15 protein-coding genes are annotated in these 16,092 nt (G+C 60.7%); 11 read left to right on the top strand and 4 right to left on the bottom strand.

Annotated features, from left to right (window positions below; translation table 11 throughout):
• Positions 1–1,880, bottom strand: a 1,880-nt coding sequence (locus Q1M54_RS14855) for a malate synthase G (RefSeq protein WP_300558769.1), incomplete at its 3' end; no start/stop codon positions are given.
• 209 nt (positions 1,881–2,089) lie between these two features.
• On the opposite strand from Q1M54_RS14855, the gene Q1M54_RS14860 reads away from it, so the two are divergent.
• From Q1M54_RS14860 to Q1M54_RS14905, 10 genes are all read left to right on the top strand, one after another.
• The gene (locus Q1M54_RS14860; RefSeq protein WP_300558772.1) at positions 2,090–3,031 is read left to right on the top strand and encodes a hydroxymethylglutaryl-CoA lyase; all 942 of its coding nucleotides are present in this window, start codon (positions 2,090–2,092) and stop codon (positions 3,029–3,031) included.
• 69 nt (positions 3,032–3,100) lie between these two features.
• The gene (locus Q1M54_RS14865) at positions 3,101–4,027 is read left to right on the top strand and encodes a LysR family transcriptional regulator (protein ID WP_300558775.1); all 927 of its coding nucleotides are present in this window, start codon (positions 3,101–3,103) and stop codon (positions 4,025–4,027) included.
• Between the two features lie 69 nt (positions 4,028–4,096).
• Positions 4,097–5,806, top strand: coding sequence for an arginine--tRNA ligase (argS, locus tag Q1M54_RS14870; RefSeq protein ID WP_300558778.1), 1,710 nt, complete (start codon positions 4,097–4,099; stop codon positions 5,804–5,806).
• Between the two features lie 11 nt (positions 5,807–5,817).
• Complete coding sequence (locus Q1M54_RS14875) at positions 5,818–6,438, top strand: SPOR domain-containing protein (protein WP_300558780.1); 621 nt, start codon at positions 5,818–5,820, stop codon at positions 6,436–6,438.
• 30 nt (positions 6,439–6,468) lie between these two features.
• Positions 6,469–7,110 (top strand): thiol:disulfide interchange protein DsbA/DsbL, encoded by a 642-nt coding sequence (locus Q1M54_RS14880; protein ID WP_300558783.1) that lies wholly within the window; start codon positions 6,469–6,471, stop codon positions 7,108–7,110.
• 162 nt (positions 7,111–7,272) lie between these two features.
• Positions 7,273–7,899 (top strand): lipopolysaccharide transport periplasmic protein LptA, encoded by a 627-nt coding sequence (lptA, locus tag Q1M54_RS14885; protein WP_300558786.1) that lies wholly within the window; start codon positions 7,273–7,275, stop codon positions 7,897–7,899.
• Positions 7,896–8,654, top strand: a complete 759-nt coding sequence (lptB, locus tag Q1M54_RS14890; protein ID WP_300558789.1) for an LPS export ABC transporter ATP-binding protein — start codon at positions 7,896–7,898, stop codon at positions 8,652–8,654. Before lptA ends, lptB begins: the two co-directional genes overlap by 4 nt.
• Positions 8,655–8,691: 37 nt before the next feature.
• Positions 8,692–10,233, top strand: coding sequence for an RNA polymerase factor sigma-54 (locus tag Q1M54_RS14895; RefSeq protein ID WP_300558792.1), 1,542 nt, complete (start codon positions 8,692–8,694; stop codon positions 10,231–10,233).
• Positions 10,234–10,243: 10 nt separating this feature from the next.
• Positions 10,244–11,569, top strand: coding sequence for a THUMP domain-containing protein (locus Q1M54_RS14900; RefSeq protein ID WP_300558795.1), 1,326 nt, complete (start codon positions 10,244–10,246; stop codon positions 11,567–11,569).
• Positions 11,566–11,988, top strand: coding sequence for a PIN domain-containing protein (locus tag Q1M54_RS14905; protein WP_300558798.1), 423 nt, complete (start codon positions 11,566–11,568; stop codon positions 11,986–11,988). The genes Q1M54_RS14900 and Q1M54_RS14905 overlap by 4 nt, the downstream gene beginning before the upstream one ends.
• Positions 11,989–12,022: 34 nt before the next feature.
• Here Q1M54_RS14905 and Q1M54_RS14910 read toward each other — a convergent pair whose 3' ends face one another.
• Positions 12,023–13,084, bottom strand: a complete 1,062-nt coding sequence (locus Q1M54_RS14910; protein ID WP_300558800.1) for a DUF4325 domain-containing protein — start codon at positions 13,082–13,084, stop codon at positions 12,023–12,025.
• 173 nt (positions 13,085–13,257) lie between these two features.
• Between Q1M54_RS14910 and Q1M54_RS14915 the strand changes: the two genes are divergently transcribed.
• Positions 13,258–14,031: a UPF0149 family protein gene (locus Q1M54_RS14915; protein ID WP_300558802.1), complete on the top strand. Its 774-nt coding sequence runs from the start codon at positions 13,258–13,260 to the stop codon at positions 14,029–14,031.
• A 22-nt stretch (positions 14,032–14,053) separates the two neighbouring features.
• Here the strand turns inward: Q1M54_RS14915 and Q1M54_RS14920 are convergent, their stop codons facing one another.
• Both Q1M54_RS14920 and Q1M54_RS14925 read right to left on the bottom strand, forming a co-directional pair.
• On the bottom strand, positions 14,054–15,025 hold the full coding sequence (locus tag Q1M54_RS14920; protein WP_300558804.1) for an alpha/beta hydrolase: 972 nt from the start codon (positions 15,023–15,025) through the stop codon (positions 14,054–14,056).
• Positions 15,025–15,990, bottom strand: coding sequence for a tripartite tricarboxylate transporter substrate binding protein (locus tag Q1M54_RS14925; protein WP_300558833.1), 966 nt, complete (start codon positions 15,988–15,990; stop codon positions 15,025–15,027). The genes Q1M54_RS14920 and Q1M54_RS14925 overlap by 1 nt, the downstream gene beginning before the upstream one ends.
• Positions 15,991–16,092: the final 102 nt, after the last annotated feature.

Consider the following 16,092-nt stretch of genomic DNA (forward strand, 5'->3'; position numbering starts at 1 on the left):
TAGCCCAAGATGCCTTGGGCGTTGTTGTCGAGTTCCTTTTGCTTGTCTTCGGCCGACCAGTTGGCAGCGTCTTTGGCCACCACGGGGAACTGCAACAAGGCGTTGAGGGTGTCTTCGCGCAGTTGTTTCGGGTCAAGCTTTGCCACGGCCTTTTCCATCTGCTTTTGCAGGGCGGGCACATCCACCTGGTGGTAGTGCATGGCGTGCAGCGTGGCGGCGGTGGGGCTGGGCACCCAAGCGGTGTTGGCACCGGCCATGGGGTGGCCAATTTTGGCCTTGAGCATGTCGGCCATCAGGTCGGGCATGGCCCACATGCCTTTGCCGATCTGGGCACGACCACGCAGGCCGCAGGCCAGGCCCACGTTGACGTTGTTCTTCTCATACGCCCCCAGCCAAGTGCTGTTCTTGATGTCGCCCTTGCGCATGACAGGGCCAGCCAACATGCAGGTGTGCATCTCGTCGCCGGTGCGGTCCAGGAAACCGGTGTTGATGAAGGCCACGCGGCTCTTGGCTGCAGCGATACAGGCTTTGAGGTTGGCGCTGGTGCGGCGCTCTTCGTCCATGATGCCCAACTTGACGGTGGAAGGCTTCATGCCGATGACTTTTTCGACGCGGCCAAACAGCTCGTCGGCGAACGCGACTTCGGCCGGTCCGTGCATTTTGGGCTTGACGATGTAGACGCTGCCGGTGCGGCTGTTGCGCAGGGGGTGCGAGGACTTTTTCTGCAAGTCCACCAGGGCGCAGGTCACGGTGATCATCGCATCCAGGATGCCTTCAGGGATCTCGTGGTTCTTGCCATCCGCGCCTTTGTACAAAATGGCGGGGTTGGTCATCAGGTGACCGACGTTGCGCACGAACATGAGCGAGCGGCCGTGCAGCTTGACGGAACCCTTACCCGCGGGTTTGGTGTACTCGCGGTCACCGTTCATGGTACGGGTGAAAGTCTTGCCGCCCTTTTGCACTTCTTCGCTCAGGCTGCCTTGCAAGATGCCCAGCCAGTTGGCATAGGCCAGCACTTTGTCGTCGGCATCCACCGCGGCCACCGAGTCTTCGAGGTCAAGAATGGTAGACAAAGCGCTTTCAGCGATCAGGTCGGACACGCCAGCGGGGTCGGTCTTGCCAATCGGCGTGGACTTGTTGATTTGCAGATCGAGGTGGATGCCGTTGTGCACGAACAGCACCGAGGCGGGAGCCTTGGCATCGCCGGTGTAGCCCACAAACTGCTTGGCGTTCTGCAGCGTGGTGCTCTTGCCATTGGCCAGGGTCACCACCAGCTTGCCCGCTTTGACGGCGTAGCCCTTGCTGCCCACATGCGAGCCGGTCTTCAGTGGCGCGCAGCGGTCGAGCACGTTGCGGCAGTAGGCTATGACTTTGGCGCCACGCTTGGGGTTGTAGCCCGTGCCTTTTTCGCAACCATCGGCCTCAGAGATGGCGTCAGTGCCGTACAGCGCGTCATACAAGCTGCCCCAACGGGCGTTGGCGGCGTTCAGGGCGTAACGGGCATTCAGGATGGGCACGACCAACTGAGGGCCCGCCAGCTTGGCCAGCTCGGCGTCCACGTTGGCGGTGGTGGCTTGGGCGTTGCGGGGCTCGGGCACCAGGTAGCCGATTTGTGCGAGGTATTTGCGGTAGGCCTTCATGGCCTTGCCTTCAGCCACAGGGCCGGGGTTGGCGGTGTGCCACGCGTCCATAGCGGTCTGGATGCGATCACGCTCGGCCAGCAAGGCGATGTTTTTCGGGGCCAAGTCGGCCACGATGTCGTTGAAGCCCTTCCAGAACTTGTCTTTGTCCACACCGGTGGCGGGCAGCATCTGGTCGTTGATGAAGTTCAGCAGCGGGTTGGCCACTTGCAGGTTGTGAATCGCGGTGCGTGCAGTCATGAAAACCTCTGGGGTCAAGTCAAAAAAATGGGGCGTGGTCGCGCTGCTGGTTGTGCCAAAAGCAGCGTGACACTTCTTAGAAAAGACTCTATTCTAAATTTAGACACCGATAAACTCGCCCAAACTGCATAGACCCATGACTTTTAAACACAAATGTAGGTCCTCACGGGCGGATCGAAACGCTTGAAGCTCTGCGGTTTAATTCAGCCATGACACGCCCCAACACCCCAGTTTTGCCCTCTGAAGTTTTGATCAGCGAAGTCGGCCCACGCGATGGGCTGCAATCGGTCAAGGCCACCATGCCCACGCCTGACAAACTGCGCTGGATCGATGCGCTGGCAGCGGCAGGCCTGCGCGAGATCGAAGTTGCCTCTTTTGTGCCCGCCCAGCTGTTGCCGCAAATGGCCGATGCTGCGCTGGTCGTGCAGCATGCATTGCGCCACACGGGCGTGCGCATCATGGCTTTAGTGCCCAACTTGCGCGGCGCGCAGGCCGCCCTGGCTGCGGGTGCTCAAAAGCTCACCCTGCCTGTATCGGCCAGCCCGGCACATTCGTTGGCGAACGTGCGCAAAACCCCCGAAGCCATGGTTGAAGAAGTGCGGGCGGTTCTTCGCCTGCGCGACGAGATCGCACCGGGCGTGCCGGTTGAGGTGGGCATGTCCACCGCCTTTGGTTGCACCCTGCAAGGCTGGGTGCCCGAAGCCGATGTGTTGCGTTTGGCGGCACAACTGGCGCAAGCGGGGGTGGACGAAATTGGCCTCTCGGACACCACCGGCATGGGCAACCCGGCGCAGGTGACGCGCTTGTTCAAAGCGCTTTTCAGCGAGATTGGCGCATTGACAGGCGCGGCCCACATGCACAACACCCGGGGCCTGGGCTTGGCCAATTGCCTGGCCGCTTACGAGGCGGGTGTGCGCACCTTCGACAGCTCGCTCGGCGGCCTGGGCGGTTGCCCTTATGCGCCAGGTGCTTCAGGCAATGTGGTGACCGAAGACTTGGTCTTCATGTTCGAGGCCATGGGCGTGTCCACCGGGATCGATCTTCCACAACTCATGGCCGCACGGGAACCGCTCAAAGCAGGGCTGCCTGGCGAGCCGCTGTACGGCATGACGCCCGAGGCGGGCTTGCCCAAAGGCTGGCTTGGCCGTTGACACCCTGCACGCATCAATCCCTCGCTCAGACCCGGGCATTGCAAACTTGGACCCGCATAATCGGGTCGCATGGACAAGCTCAAAGTTTTCGAAACCTTCGTCTCGGTGGCCACCAAAGGCAGCCTGACCGCAGCGGCACGGGCCGAAGGGGTGGCACCGGCCATCATCGGCAGGCGGCTCGATGCCCTTGAAGAAAATTTAGGCGTAAAACTGCTGATGCGCACCACGCGGCGGATCAGCCTGACGCACGAAGGCAGCGCGTTTTTGGAAGATTGTCAGCGCTTGCTCTCCGATGTGGCCAATGCAGAAGCCAGTGTGTCGGCCGGAGGCGTCAAGGCCAGTGGGCATTTGCGCATCACCGCGCCCGCCGGATTCGGGCGTCGGCATGTGGCGCCTCTGGTGCCGCGCTTTCGCGAGCTGCACCCTGATGTGTCGATTTCATTGAACCTCAGTGACCGGGTGGTGGACCTGGCCGCCGAAGGTTTCGACTGTGCCGTGCGCGTGGGCGATCTGCCTGACTCGTCTTTGGTCAGCGTTCGATTGGCCGACAACCGCCGCCTGTGCGTGGCCACGCCGGGCTATTTGGCCAAACACGGCACGCCCTTGCAGCCATCCGACTTGCTGCAACACGACTGCTTGACCTTGTCGAGTGACGCATCTCAGACCCGAGGCTGGGCTTTTCGCAACCCCACAGAAGGTGGTCACGAGGTGGTCCACCTGCGCCCAGGAGGGCCTCTGGACTGCTCTGACGGACAAGTGCTGCACGACTGGTGCTTGGCAGGTTATGGCATCGCTTGGCGCAGCACCTGGGAAGTGGAGGCCGAAATTCGCGCGGGCCAACTGGTGGCGGTGCTGGAAAACTTTGCCGCACCGCCCAACGGCATATTTGTGGTGTTCCCTCAACGCAAGCACTTGCCCCTGCGGGTGCGACTGTGGATCGACCACCTCAAACACCATTACGCCCAACCCGGCTTTTGGCAAGTGAACGGGCATTGACCCCCCACACGCACGGCCGTCTGCATTGGTACCGAGTTGCATGAGGTGCAACCCGTAAAATCGCCCTCTATGCTTTCAGCCAAACAACATTTGCTCACGGCCTTGGCCGCCGAGCTGGAAAAACTCCAAACCGGCGCCGGTGCGCGTGCGGCCTTTGAATCGCCCAAAGTGGCTGCCCATGGCGACCTGGCCTGCACCGCCGCGATGCAGCTGGCCAAAGCCCTCAAGCAAAACCCACGGCAGCTGTCCGAAACCCTGCGCAGCGCCTTGCTGGCCACCCCGGCATTTGAGCGCTGGGTCGACGCCATTGAAATCGCAGGCCCGGGCTTCATCAACATCCGCCTGAAAGACACGGCCAAACAAGCCGTGGTGCACGAGGTCCTGCAAGCGGCCGAATGCTTTGGCGAACAAGCCGCCCAGCCAAACAAGGTGCTGGTTGAATTCGTCTCGGCCAACCCCACAGGCCCCCTGCATGTGGGCCACGGTCGCCAAGCGGCTTTGGGCGACGCCATTTGCAACCTGCTCGCCTCACAAGGCCATCAGGTCTACCGCGAGTTCTATTACAACGATGCGGGCGTGCAGATTGGCACGCTGGCCAAGAGCACGCACATGCGGGCCCAGGGCATCCAACCCGGCGATGCCACCTGGCCTACCGACCCCGACAACCCGGCAAGCAAAGCGTTTTACAACGGCGACTACATCCAAGACATTGCCACCGATTTTCTGGCGGGCAAAACCGTGCAGTCCGATGACCGCAGCTGCACGGCCAGCGGCGATGTGAACGATGTGGACGGCATGCGCGAGTTCGCCGTGGCCTATTTGCGCCGCGAACAAGACCTCGACCTGAAGGCCTTTGATGTTCGGTTCGACAACTATTACTTGGAGTCCAGCCTGTACACCAGCGGCAAGGTCGATGCGGCGGTGCAAAAACTCAAAGACGCAGGCAAGACCTATGAGCAAGACGGCGCCTTGTGGCTGAAATCCACAGACTACGGCGACGACAAAGACCGCGTCATGCGCAAAGGCGACGGCACCTACACCTACTTTGTGCCCGATGTGGCCTACCACATCGCCAAATGGGAGCGCGGCTTTTCGCGCGTGGTGAACATCCAGGGCACCGACCACCACGGCACGATTGCCCGGGTGCGTGCGGGCTTGCAAGCGGCCAATGTCGGCATTCCCGAGGGCTACCCTGACTACGTGCTGCACACCATGGTGCGCGTGATGCGCGGCGGTGAGGAGGTCAAGATCTCCAAGCGTGCAGGCAGTTACGTCACGCTGCGCGACCTGATCGAATGGACCAGCAAAGACGCGGTGCGTTTCTTCTTGCTGTCACGCAAGCCCGACACCGAATACATCTTCGACATCGACCTGGCGCTGGCACAAAACAATGACAACCCTGTGTATTACGTGCAATACGCCCATGCCCGCATTTGCTCGGTATTGGCGGCATGGAAAGAAAAAGACGGCGGTGACATCGCCAGCCTGACGCACGTTGACCTGTCGCCTCTGCAAAGCCCGCAGGCCCACGCGCTCATGCTGGCCTTGGCCAAGTACCCTGAAATGCTCACATCGGCGGCCACCGATTTTGCGCCGCACGACGTGACCTTTTACTTGCGCGACCTGGCCTCGCAATACCACAGCTACTACGACGCCGAACGCATTTTGGTGGACGACGAAACCGTCAAAAAAGCGCGCTTGGCGCTGGTAGCCGCCACTGCGCAGGTGCTGCGCAATGGCCTCAAGGTGCTGGGTGTGTCGGCCCCGCAAAAAATGTGAATGGATTGGACATGACTTTGACAACCCAACGTGGCGGCACTTTTTTAGGTTTCATCATGGGCCTGGTTTTGGGTCTGGGCGTGGCCTTGGGCGTGGCCATTTATGTGACCAAGGTGCCCACACCGTTTTCAAATAAAAACCAACCCCGCACCAACGCCCAAGATGTGCAGGAAACCCAAAAGAACAAGGACTGGAACCCCAACAGCGTGCTGCAACCCAAGGCGCCCGCCGAGCCGCCTGTGGCGCCCAGCGCCAGCCAATCCACTGTGGAGAGTCCTGCAACTGACGCGGCCAAACCCGTGCCTCGCCCCGCAGTGACCGCTGACCCACTGGGCGATTTGGCCAAGGCCAAATCGGGCCTGAGCACGCCCGTGACACCGCCTGATGCAGCTGATCCGTTTGACTACCTGGTCCAGGCAGGGGCGTACCGCACCAGCGCCGATGCCGATGCCCAAAAGGCCAAGCTGGCCATGCTGGGTCTGGATGCCAAAGTGTCCGAGCGCGACCAAGCTGGCCGTGTGGTGTACCGTGTCCGCATGGGGCCGTTCAGTGACAAAAACGTCGCAGAACGTATCCGCACCCAACTCGAGTCCAATGGCATCGAAAACACCTTGGTCCGCGTTCAACGCTGACCGCCTTCTTGTCATCTAAGGGAGCACACCATGAAACGTCGCCTTTTCTCCACCCTCATGCTGTCGTTGACCGCTTGGTTGGGCAGCACCTCTGCTTGGGCACAGCAAGCCTTCCGTTCCGGCAAGGACTACATCACCCTTGAGCGCCCGGTGGCTACCGAATCGGGCAGCGGCAAGATCGAAATACTGGAGTTCTTTTGGTACAGCTGCCCCCACTGCAATGCGTTTGAACCCGTCTTTGAGCAATGGGCCAAAAACGCCCCCAAAGACGTGGTGGTGCGAAGGGTGCCCGTGGCTTTCCGCGAAGACTTTGTGCCTCAGCAGCGCCTTTACTACACGCTGGAAGCGATGAACCTGGTTGAAAAAATGCACATCCGGGTGTTCAACGCCATCCACGGCGAAAAACTCATGCTCAACAGCGAAGCCACGGTCTTGGCTTGGGCTGAGAAACAAGGCCTGGACAAAGCCAAGTTTGCCGAGACCTACAAGTCGTTTGGCGTGGCTGCCAAAGCCAAACGGGCTGTGCAATTGCAAAATGACTTCAAAATTGAAGGTGTTCCTTCATTGGGCGTGGCTGGCCGTTACTACATCGATGGCACGTTGGCTGGCAACATGGACCGCGCCCTCAAGGTGGCCGAAGCCCTGATCGCCCAAAGCCGACAGGGCCGCTGAGGCCCAGTTTGCGGCGGCTCGACCCCGCGTTGTGATGCCCACCCACCCGCAAGCACTTGTGTTTGCGGGTTTTTTTTGGTTTTTTGAGGCGTGATGGGGTGTCGTTTGGGTTTGAACCGGCGAAACTTGCACCTACAATGGTTGCGTTGCTCAGCAAGATTCATGCCCTCCAAAACTTCTACCCTTATCAGCCGCCCCATCCTGGCCCTTTTGGCGCTGTGCGCCAGCCTGCTGGCTTGGCCCTGCTTGGCAGAGAAAGCCGACCGCGACAAACCCATGCAGATCGAAGCCGACAGCATGCGACACGACGAGGCCAAGCTCTTGACCCAATTCACAGGCAAGGTGGTGGCCACCAAGGGCACCTTGGTCATGCGGGCCGCCCGCATGGACGTGCAGCAAGACAGCCAAGGCCGCCAAGTGGCCAAGTTGTGGGCCGCCCCCACAGAGCGCGTGTTTTTCAGGCAAAAACGCGAAGGCCTGAATGAGTACACCGAAGGTGAAGCCGAAGAAGTCACCTACGACAACCAATCCGATGTCGTTACCTTGATACGCCGGGCCGACATGCGCATCCTGCGCGGCACCGAAGTGGCCAACCAGTTGCAAGGTCACACCATCGTCTTCAACAACATCACCGAAGTGATCACCGTGGACGGCCAACCCAGCCAGTCTGCTGAGCGGCGGGTGCGTGCCACCTTGGTACCACGCACCAAAACACCAGACAATGCGCCGCCTGTGGCGCCCCCCGCATTGCGAACCAGTCCGGGCATGGCGCCCAACCAAAAGCCATGAGCCCAACCGACAAGCCCAGCCGTCTGGAAGCGCACCACCTTCAAAAAGCCTATGGCAGCCGAAAGGTGGTGCACGACGTGTCGGTGCAGGTCGACAAAGGTGAGGTCGTGGGTTTGCTCGGCCCCAACGGCGCAGGCAAAACCACTTCGTTTTACATGATCGTGGGCCTGGTTCGTGCCGATGGCGGACAAATCCTGATTGATGGCGAAGACGTCACCCGCATGCCCATTCACAAGCGTTCGCGCATGGGCTTGTCATACTTGCCGCAAGAGGCCTCGATTTTTCGCAAGCTCTCGGTGGCCGACAACGTGCGCGCCATTTTGGAACTGCAAACCGATGCACAAGGACGCGCCCTGAGCCATGCCGATGTCGAAAAACGCCTGAGTGAGTTGTTGGGCGATTTGCGGGTGGACCATCTGCGCGACTCGCCCTCGGTGGCGCTGTCGGGTGGTGAACGCCGCCGCGTCGAAATTGCACGCGCATTGGCCACCGATCCACGCTTCATTTTGTTGGATGAACCCTTCGCCGGCATCGACCCGATCGCGGTGATCGAGATCCAGCGCATCATCGCTTTCTTGAAGCAGCGCGGCATTGGCGTGCTGATCACCGACCACAATGTGCGCGAGACGCTGGGCATCTGCGACCACGCCTACATCATCAGCGAAGGCCGCGTGCTGGCCGAAGGCACACCCGACGAGATCGTGGCCAACGCCGATGTGCGCCGGGTGTACCTGGGCGAACACTTCAGGATGTGATGAGCACCCCCCGCGTCCACGCCATGAGAGCACAGCCATGAAACCCGGCCTGTCGCTGCGCATGTCCCAGCACCTGGCGCTCACGCCCCAGTTGCAACAATCGATACGCCTGCTGCAGCTGTCCACACTGGAGCTGTCGCAAGAAGTCGACCAGATGCTGGACGAGAACCCCTTTTTGGAACGCGCCGAAGAAGAGGCCCCTGCCGAAGCCTTTGGTCTGGAGCAAGCAGACAGCTACGTGAGCTTAGGCGACCGCGTCAGCGAAAGTGCCAGCACCTCCAGCAGCAGCGAGGACAGCGCCAGCGAAACCCGCGACGAAGTCGTGACCGACGTGGCCGAAAGCTGGGATGGCGACGGCAGCGTGGACATGCGCCCTGACGACAGCGAATGGGGGGGCGATGCCACACCCCGTCAAAAGAACGGCGAAGAAACCGCAGACGCCATTGACTTGGCCCGCAGCAGCGGGTCCCTCACCGACTTTTTGCACCGTCAGGCTTTGTCACTTCGCCTGTCGGAAGTGGACCGCGCCGCCCTGCGCTTTTTGATCGAATCGCTCAATGACGATGGCTACCTGACCGACACACTGCCCGAGCTGGCCGCCAGTTTGGCCGGCACCGATGACTACGAACAGATCGACGAATTGGTACACCGCTTCACCGTGGCGCTGGGTTTGCTGCAATCGCTCGAACCCGTTGGTGTGGGTGCACGCGACTTGGCCGAGTGCCTGCGCATCCAAATCAAGGCTTGGCTGAAGGACGACCCGCAAAGCGAAGTTGCCCAAGCCGCATTGGCCGTTTGCGCATTACCGTTGGAGATGCTGGCCAAACGCGACTACAAGCGTTTGGCGGTGGCTTGCGGCCTGAGCGAAGCCGTGGTCAAAGCCGCCATCCCCTTCATTGCCCGACTCGAACCCAAGCCCGGCCGCCCCTTTGTGCAGGCCGAGCAAAACATCATCATCCCCGATGTGTTGGTGGTGAACACCAGCAAAACGGCTACGCCCAAATTCCGCATCCAGCTCAACCCCGACGTGATGCCCAAGCTGCGCGTGCACGACATCTATGCCAACGCCCTGCGCGGCGGCAAGGGTGACCACCATGCGGGCCTGCAGCAACGCCTGCAAGAGGCACGTTGGTTCATCAAGAACATACAGCAGCGCTTTGACACCATCTTGCGTGTATCGACGGCCATCGTAGAGCGTCAGAAAAACTTCTTGATGCACGGCGAGCTGGCCATGCGCCCGCTGGTGCTGCGCGAGATCGCCGACGAGCTGGGCATGCACGAGTCCACCATCAGCCGCGTGACCACAGCCAAATACATGTCCACGCCGCAAGGCACCTTTGAGTTGAAGTATTTCTTCGGCTCGGGACTGGGCACCGACAGCGGCGGCGCCGCTTCGAGCACCGCTGTTCGGGCGCTCATCAAACAGTTTGTCGCCTCTGAAAAACCCGCCAAACCGCTGTCTGACAACCAAATTTCCGAGATGTTGAAAGAGCAAGGCATCGACTGCGCCCGCCGCACGGTAGCCAAGTACCGCGAAGCTCTGAAGATCGCGCCTGCGAATCTGCGCAAAACCCTTTGAGAGTATCTGAGTGAATTCATTGAACCTGTTCATGCCTTGCGCCGCGGGCGTCGAGGGCTTTTTGGCCGATGAGGTGCACGCCATCACCGACCTCACGGGCCACGACTTGATGACCGGCCGCGGCGGCGTGATGGCACGCGCCTCATGGCGTGACGCCATGCGCATCAACCTGCACAGCCGCCTGACCCAACGCGTGTTGGTGCAACTGTCGGTCACCGACTACCGCAACGAAAACGACCTGTACAACGCCGCCAGCGAGGTGGCCTGGGAAATTTGGTTCACGCCCAAGCAAACTTTCAAGATCGACATCACCGCGCAGCACAGCCCGTTGACCAGCCTGAACTTTGCTGCGCTCAAGATCAAAGACGCCGTGGCCGACCGCTTTCGCGCCAAGCGCGGCGAGCGCCCCAATGTAGACACCACCTGGCCCGATGTGCGCATCTATGCACACCTGACGCCCGAAACGGCCACGCTCTACATCGACACCTCGGGCGAGCCTCTGTTCAAGCGCGGCTGGCGCACCGACAAGGGCGACGCGCCTTTGAAGGAAACCCTGGCCGCAGCCATGATCGCGGCCAGCGGCTGGGACGCCACCGTACCGCTGTACGACTCCTGCTGCGGCAGCGGCACCATCCCGATCGAAGCGGCGCAAATCGCCTGCGGCATTGCGCCCGGTTTGCAGCGCCGATTTGGTTTCGAGAAATTGTTGCCCTTCCAAAACCACGTTTGGCAAGGCCTGATCGAAGAAGCCCGCGACCTGGAACACGAACCCACCGCACCGGTTTTTGGCAGCGATGTGGCCTTCCGCATGGTCGACTTTGCCGAGCGCAACGCCGAACGCGCTGGCGTGTCGGGCGTCATCGAATTCCGTGGCGGCGACGCGCTGCAACGCATGCCCCCCAGCGAGACCCCCGGCATCATGCTGCTCAACCCACCCTACGGCGAGCGCATTGCCGCAGCGGGTGTGGCTGGGCGCGGGCGCAACAACTTCCGGCCAGGTGCGCTTTCGGATGCACGTGCCAGTGTTCGCGCCGCCGAGCAAAGCCACCACCGCGAAACAGCCCAAACCATTGACGGCAACGACAGCGTTGACTTCTTCGCCCAACTGGCCAGCCACTGGAAGAAAAACTACAGCGGTTGGAGCGCCTGGATGCTGACGCCCGACCTGAAACTGCCCAGCAAAATGCGTCTGAAAGAATCACGCCGCGTGCCCATGTGGAACGGCCCCATCGAATGCCGCATGTTCCGCTTTGACATGATCAAAGGCAGCTTGAAGCGCACACCGACAGACGCCTCTGCTGACACAACAGGGGATACCGGAACGCCTGCCCCATGAGTGTGAGTACCCCAGTGCGCCGCGTGCTGGACACCAACATCGTGCTTGACCTGTGGGTGTTTGACGAACCTCAGGCCGAAGCACTGCGCACCAGCGTCGAGACCGGCAGCACGCAGTGGTTGGCCACCGCCGCCATGCGCGAAGAATTGGCCCGCGTGCTGGCCTACCCGCAAATTGCCAAGCGACTGATGCACCGCGCCCTGCCCGCCGACGCGGTGCTCGGCCACTTTGACCGCTGGGCACAGCTTCAACCCGATGCGCCCAAAGCGCCCTATGCCTGCAAAGACGCCGACGACCAGAAATTCATCGACCTGGCCGTGCAGCACACCGCCACCCTGCACAGCAAAGACGCGCAAGTGCTGTGCATGAAAAAGCGCCTGGAGCGCTGCGGCGTAGCGCTGAACTCGGTCACACCCTGAGCCCGTGACCGATCTGACCCTTTAGGTCAGAACCTCAAACTCTCTCGCCGCCAAACAAGCTCACCAGCTTGGCCACCTCTGGGCTCATGCCCATGGTCTTGAGACGGATGTGGGGGTGTGCGATGGCAAACACACGGAACACCTCATCCACAAAAGCCTGACCCACATGGACCACACCCGCGAAATCGAGGATCACGGTCTTGAACTGGGTGGCCCGGTTCATCACCCATTTGGCTTGTGAACGCGACACCAGCTCGCTGCTCAGCTGCGCCAAACGCACGGGAATTTCTGTGGTGTGAAAAGCCTCGCCGGGTTCGGCATCGCCGACGTTGCTTGTCTCAAAATATTTGAAGTAAACATCATTGCCCGTGCGGGTGCTGTCCAGCGCAATGGCCATGCGCACCACGGTTTGCGCCTGTGCGGGTTTGAGCTGTGCGTTCGCATCGATCCAGTCAAAAACAGGTAAAGGGGCGCTGGCCTCATTCGGGTCGAAACGCAAGCCGTGCGACTCGATGGCAAAGCCATCCATCATGCGCGACGACACAAAAATACCCATGCCGGAGTGGCCCGCGGGCGCGGTGGTGTACTTGCCTTTGGCCAACTCCAAGATGGCCAAGCGAGGGTCAAACAAATCCGCCGCTTTAGCGATCTTGAGAAAAATCCCCTCCCCGTCATCACCCACCAACATCTGCAGCTGCCCGCCCTGCACATGTATCCCCATCACCACCTGCTGGCCATTGGAATGGTCGAGGGCGTTGTTCAGTATTTTGGTGAAAGCCGTGTAGGCCAGGTTTTTGACATTGCCCGGCAAGTCCGCCAGCAAAGCCGCCAAATGCTGCTCCCACACCACCATCTCGCCACCGCGACGCACGATTTGGTCAAGGGGTTCAACGTGCAACCAAAAGCGCTTCTCGCCCAAGCTGTAGGTTTGCCGGGTCCCCGTGCCGTGGCGCTGCAGGTAACCCGCATCGGCCAACTTCTTGATGCGCCGCGAAACCGCTACCCGCGTCAAGCCCGTTTGCTCGGTCGCAGCGCTGGCCATGGTCCCACCTTGGGTCGCGCAGCCCAAGATGATTGCATCGTTGATGTCGAGCATTTGTATCCTCAAGAGATATTTCAAGCGTATTTATTGTATATCTTAATTAAATTTATTGAACACTTTATTCATTAAGCACCGCCTTAAGCCTCGGGTGCATCCCTCGCAGACAGGCGCAGGCATAGCGGTCCAATGCCCCTTCTACAATCCTCGCATTGCAATAGGAACACCCCATGAACACGACCGCTGGCTTGGAAGCCGAAGACTTTGACACCCTGGACAACATCCTGGACGAGCTGCGCGAGCGTTTTGAAGAAACGCCGCAGTGGGAGTTTTGTGAGGGTTTCATGGCCGCGTTGGTGTGCTGCCGCCGCGCCATTCCTGATGCCGAATGGCTGCCCATGCTGCTGGGCGTGGACGATGGTGAAGAAGGCGGCAGCTTTGCAGACGACGCCCAGCGCCAGCAGTTCATGGCCTTGTGGCAGCGCCGTTTTGACGAAATCAAACTCGCGCTCGACACCCCCGTGGAAGCGCTGGACGACGACAAAGCCTATGCACCCGAGGTGATGGATGTGCGCGGTGCGATTGCATCCTTGCCGCCCGAAGAGCGCGAAGAAATTGAAGACAGCGAAATCCCCTCTTTTGCGCAGGTGTGGGCGCTGGGTTTCATGTTCGCTGTGGAAAACTGGCCCGAAGAATGGGCCACCCCCAAGGACAAAGAAGCGGCCAAGTGGTACGACCTGTCACTCGAGGCCATCGTGGCCCTGACCGAAGACGATGATGCGGTGCCCACCTTGTCTGCCTTGTCCGAAGACGGCCCACCCAGCGTCAGCGAAGAGCGGCTGAACGCCTACGGCGAAGCGCTGTGGGCGGTGTACGACCTGCGCGAAATCTGGCGCAACATTGGCCCGCGTGTGGCGCAGGTCATCAAGGAAGCCACGCCGGGTCGGAACGATGCGTGCAGCTGTGGCAGCGGGAAAAAGTACAAAAAGTGCTGCGGGGCCTGAGGCTGCCGCCAAACCAGCCCACTCAAACCATCCACTTGGCCAAGGCTTCGCTGGTGGCCTCGGGCAGCTCTTCCGGAATGAAGTGGCCTGAAGACATCAGCTGACCACTGACTCGGCCAGCGCATTGCGCCTGCCACAGCTCGACCGGCTTGAACATGCGGTTGACCACGCCCCGATCGCCCCACAGCACCAGGGTGTCGCAGGCAATCTTGTCGCCGCGCTCGCGCCCCTCGCGGTCGTGCTGCAGGTCGATGCCAGCGCTGGCGCGGTAGTCTTCGGCCGCGCTGTGGATGGCCGCAGGCCAGCCCTTGTCATTCACCGCCGGGTTGCAAAATGCGCGTTCGTATTCGGCCAAGGCTTCAGGTTCGATGTAAGCCAACCCTTGGCTGCCCCAGCCGCCCAGTTTGGCGTGCAGGTAGGCCTTGGGGTTGCCACCGATCATGAACTCGGGCAGGGGTGCGGGTTGCGTCAGGTGGAACCAATGGTAGTAGGCCTGTGCAAATGCGAAGTACGGGTCAAGAACCGGGCCGGAGACCTCGGGTGTTTTGCCCCAAAGACCGCTGTACATGTCGAGGGTCGGCGCGATGTCGATGATGCACAGCTTCTTGACGCGTTGCGCGTGGTCGAGCGCCAAACGGTGCGCCACGCGCCCGCCCCGGTCGTGACCACACAAGAAAAAGTCGCTCACGCCCAAGGCATCGAGCAGGCCGACCACCTCTTGCGCCATGGCGCGCTTGCTGTAATGCAGGTGCTGCGCGTCGCCCACGGCATGGGACGAATCGCCATAGCCGCGAAGATCGGGCATGACGATCCGGTAACGGCCGCGCAAGTTTTGTGCGACGCGATGCCACATGACATGGGTTTGCGGAAAGCCGTGCAGCAAAACCAGAACGGGCAAATGCATTTGCGCCGCCCAATCGGCCGAACGCCGAAAGCAGACCGTCAGGCCATCCACAGAAAGCATCTGGCGCTCGAAGTTGTCAAACCAGGCCATCAGTCGACCTTGGCGCCCGAAACCTTGACCACTTCAGCCCACTTTTTGTGTTCTGACTCAATGAGCGCTGCAAATTGCGCCGGAGTGTTGCCGCTGGGAATCGCACCCAATGTCGCAAGGCGTTCTTTCATGGCAGGGGAAGCCAGTGACTTGGCCACTTCCTGCTGAATGCGGTTGACCACATCGGCGGGTGTGCCGGCTGGCGCCAAGAGACCGAACCAGCTGCTGGCTTCAAAACCTTTGAGGCCAGCCGCCTCTTCGATGGTGGGCAATTCAGACATGGCCGCAGAGCGCTGGCTACTGGTTACCGCCAGGGCCTTGAGCTTGCCCGACTTGATCAGCGGTATGGCCGAAGGCAAGTTGTCAAACATCACATCCATGGTGCCACCGGCCAAATCGAGCAAGGCGGGACCGGAGCCACGGTAGGGAATGTGCGCCATGAAGGTGCCGGTTTGCGATTTGAACAACTCGCCCGCCAAATGGATGGAGGTGCCGTTGCCACTCGACGCCATGTTCAGCTTGCCGGGGTTGGCGCGGGCGAACTTGATGAAGTCGTTGACGCTGTTGATCTTGTTGGCTGTGGCTTTCTCGGCATTGATCACCATGACGTTGGGCACACCAGCGACCAAGGTGATGGGCGCGAAGTCTTTGAAGGGGTCGTAGGGCAGCTTGGCATACAGGGCGCGGTTGATGCCGTGTGTGCCCACAGTGCCCATGAGCAGCGTATAGCCATCACCTGCCGACTTGGCCACTTGTTCCGCGCCCAGGTTACCGCCTGCGCCGCCTTTGTTTTCGATGATGAAAGACTGGCCAAAGGCTTTGCTCAGATCCGGGGCAATCGCACGGGCCAGGATGTCGGTGGTGCCGCCGGGCGCAAAAGGCACCACGATCTTGACCGGCTTATTGGGCCAAGCGCCTTGGGCCCAAGCCACTGAGGTGGCGGACAACAAGACCGCAGCGGCCATACCCAAGATCGGGCGACGTGAAAAATAACGTGACATTTGAACCCTCTGAACCTCTGAATGAATGAACCCGCTGATGATGCCACGCGGCCTAAAGAACGCTGT

The organism is Limnohabitans sp. Rim8 (assembly GCF_943326455.1).
Classification (GTDB): domain Bacteria; phylum Pseudomonadota; class Gammaproteobacteria; order Burkholderiales; family Burkholderiaceae_C; genus Limnohabitans_A.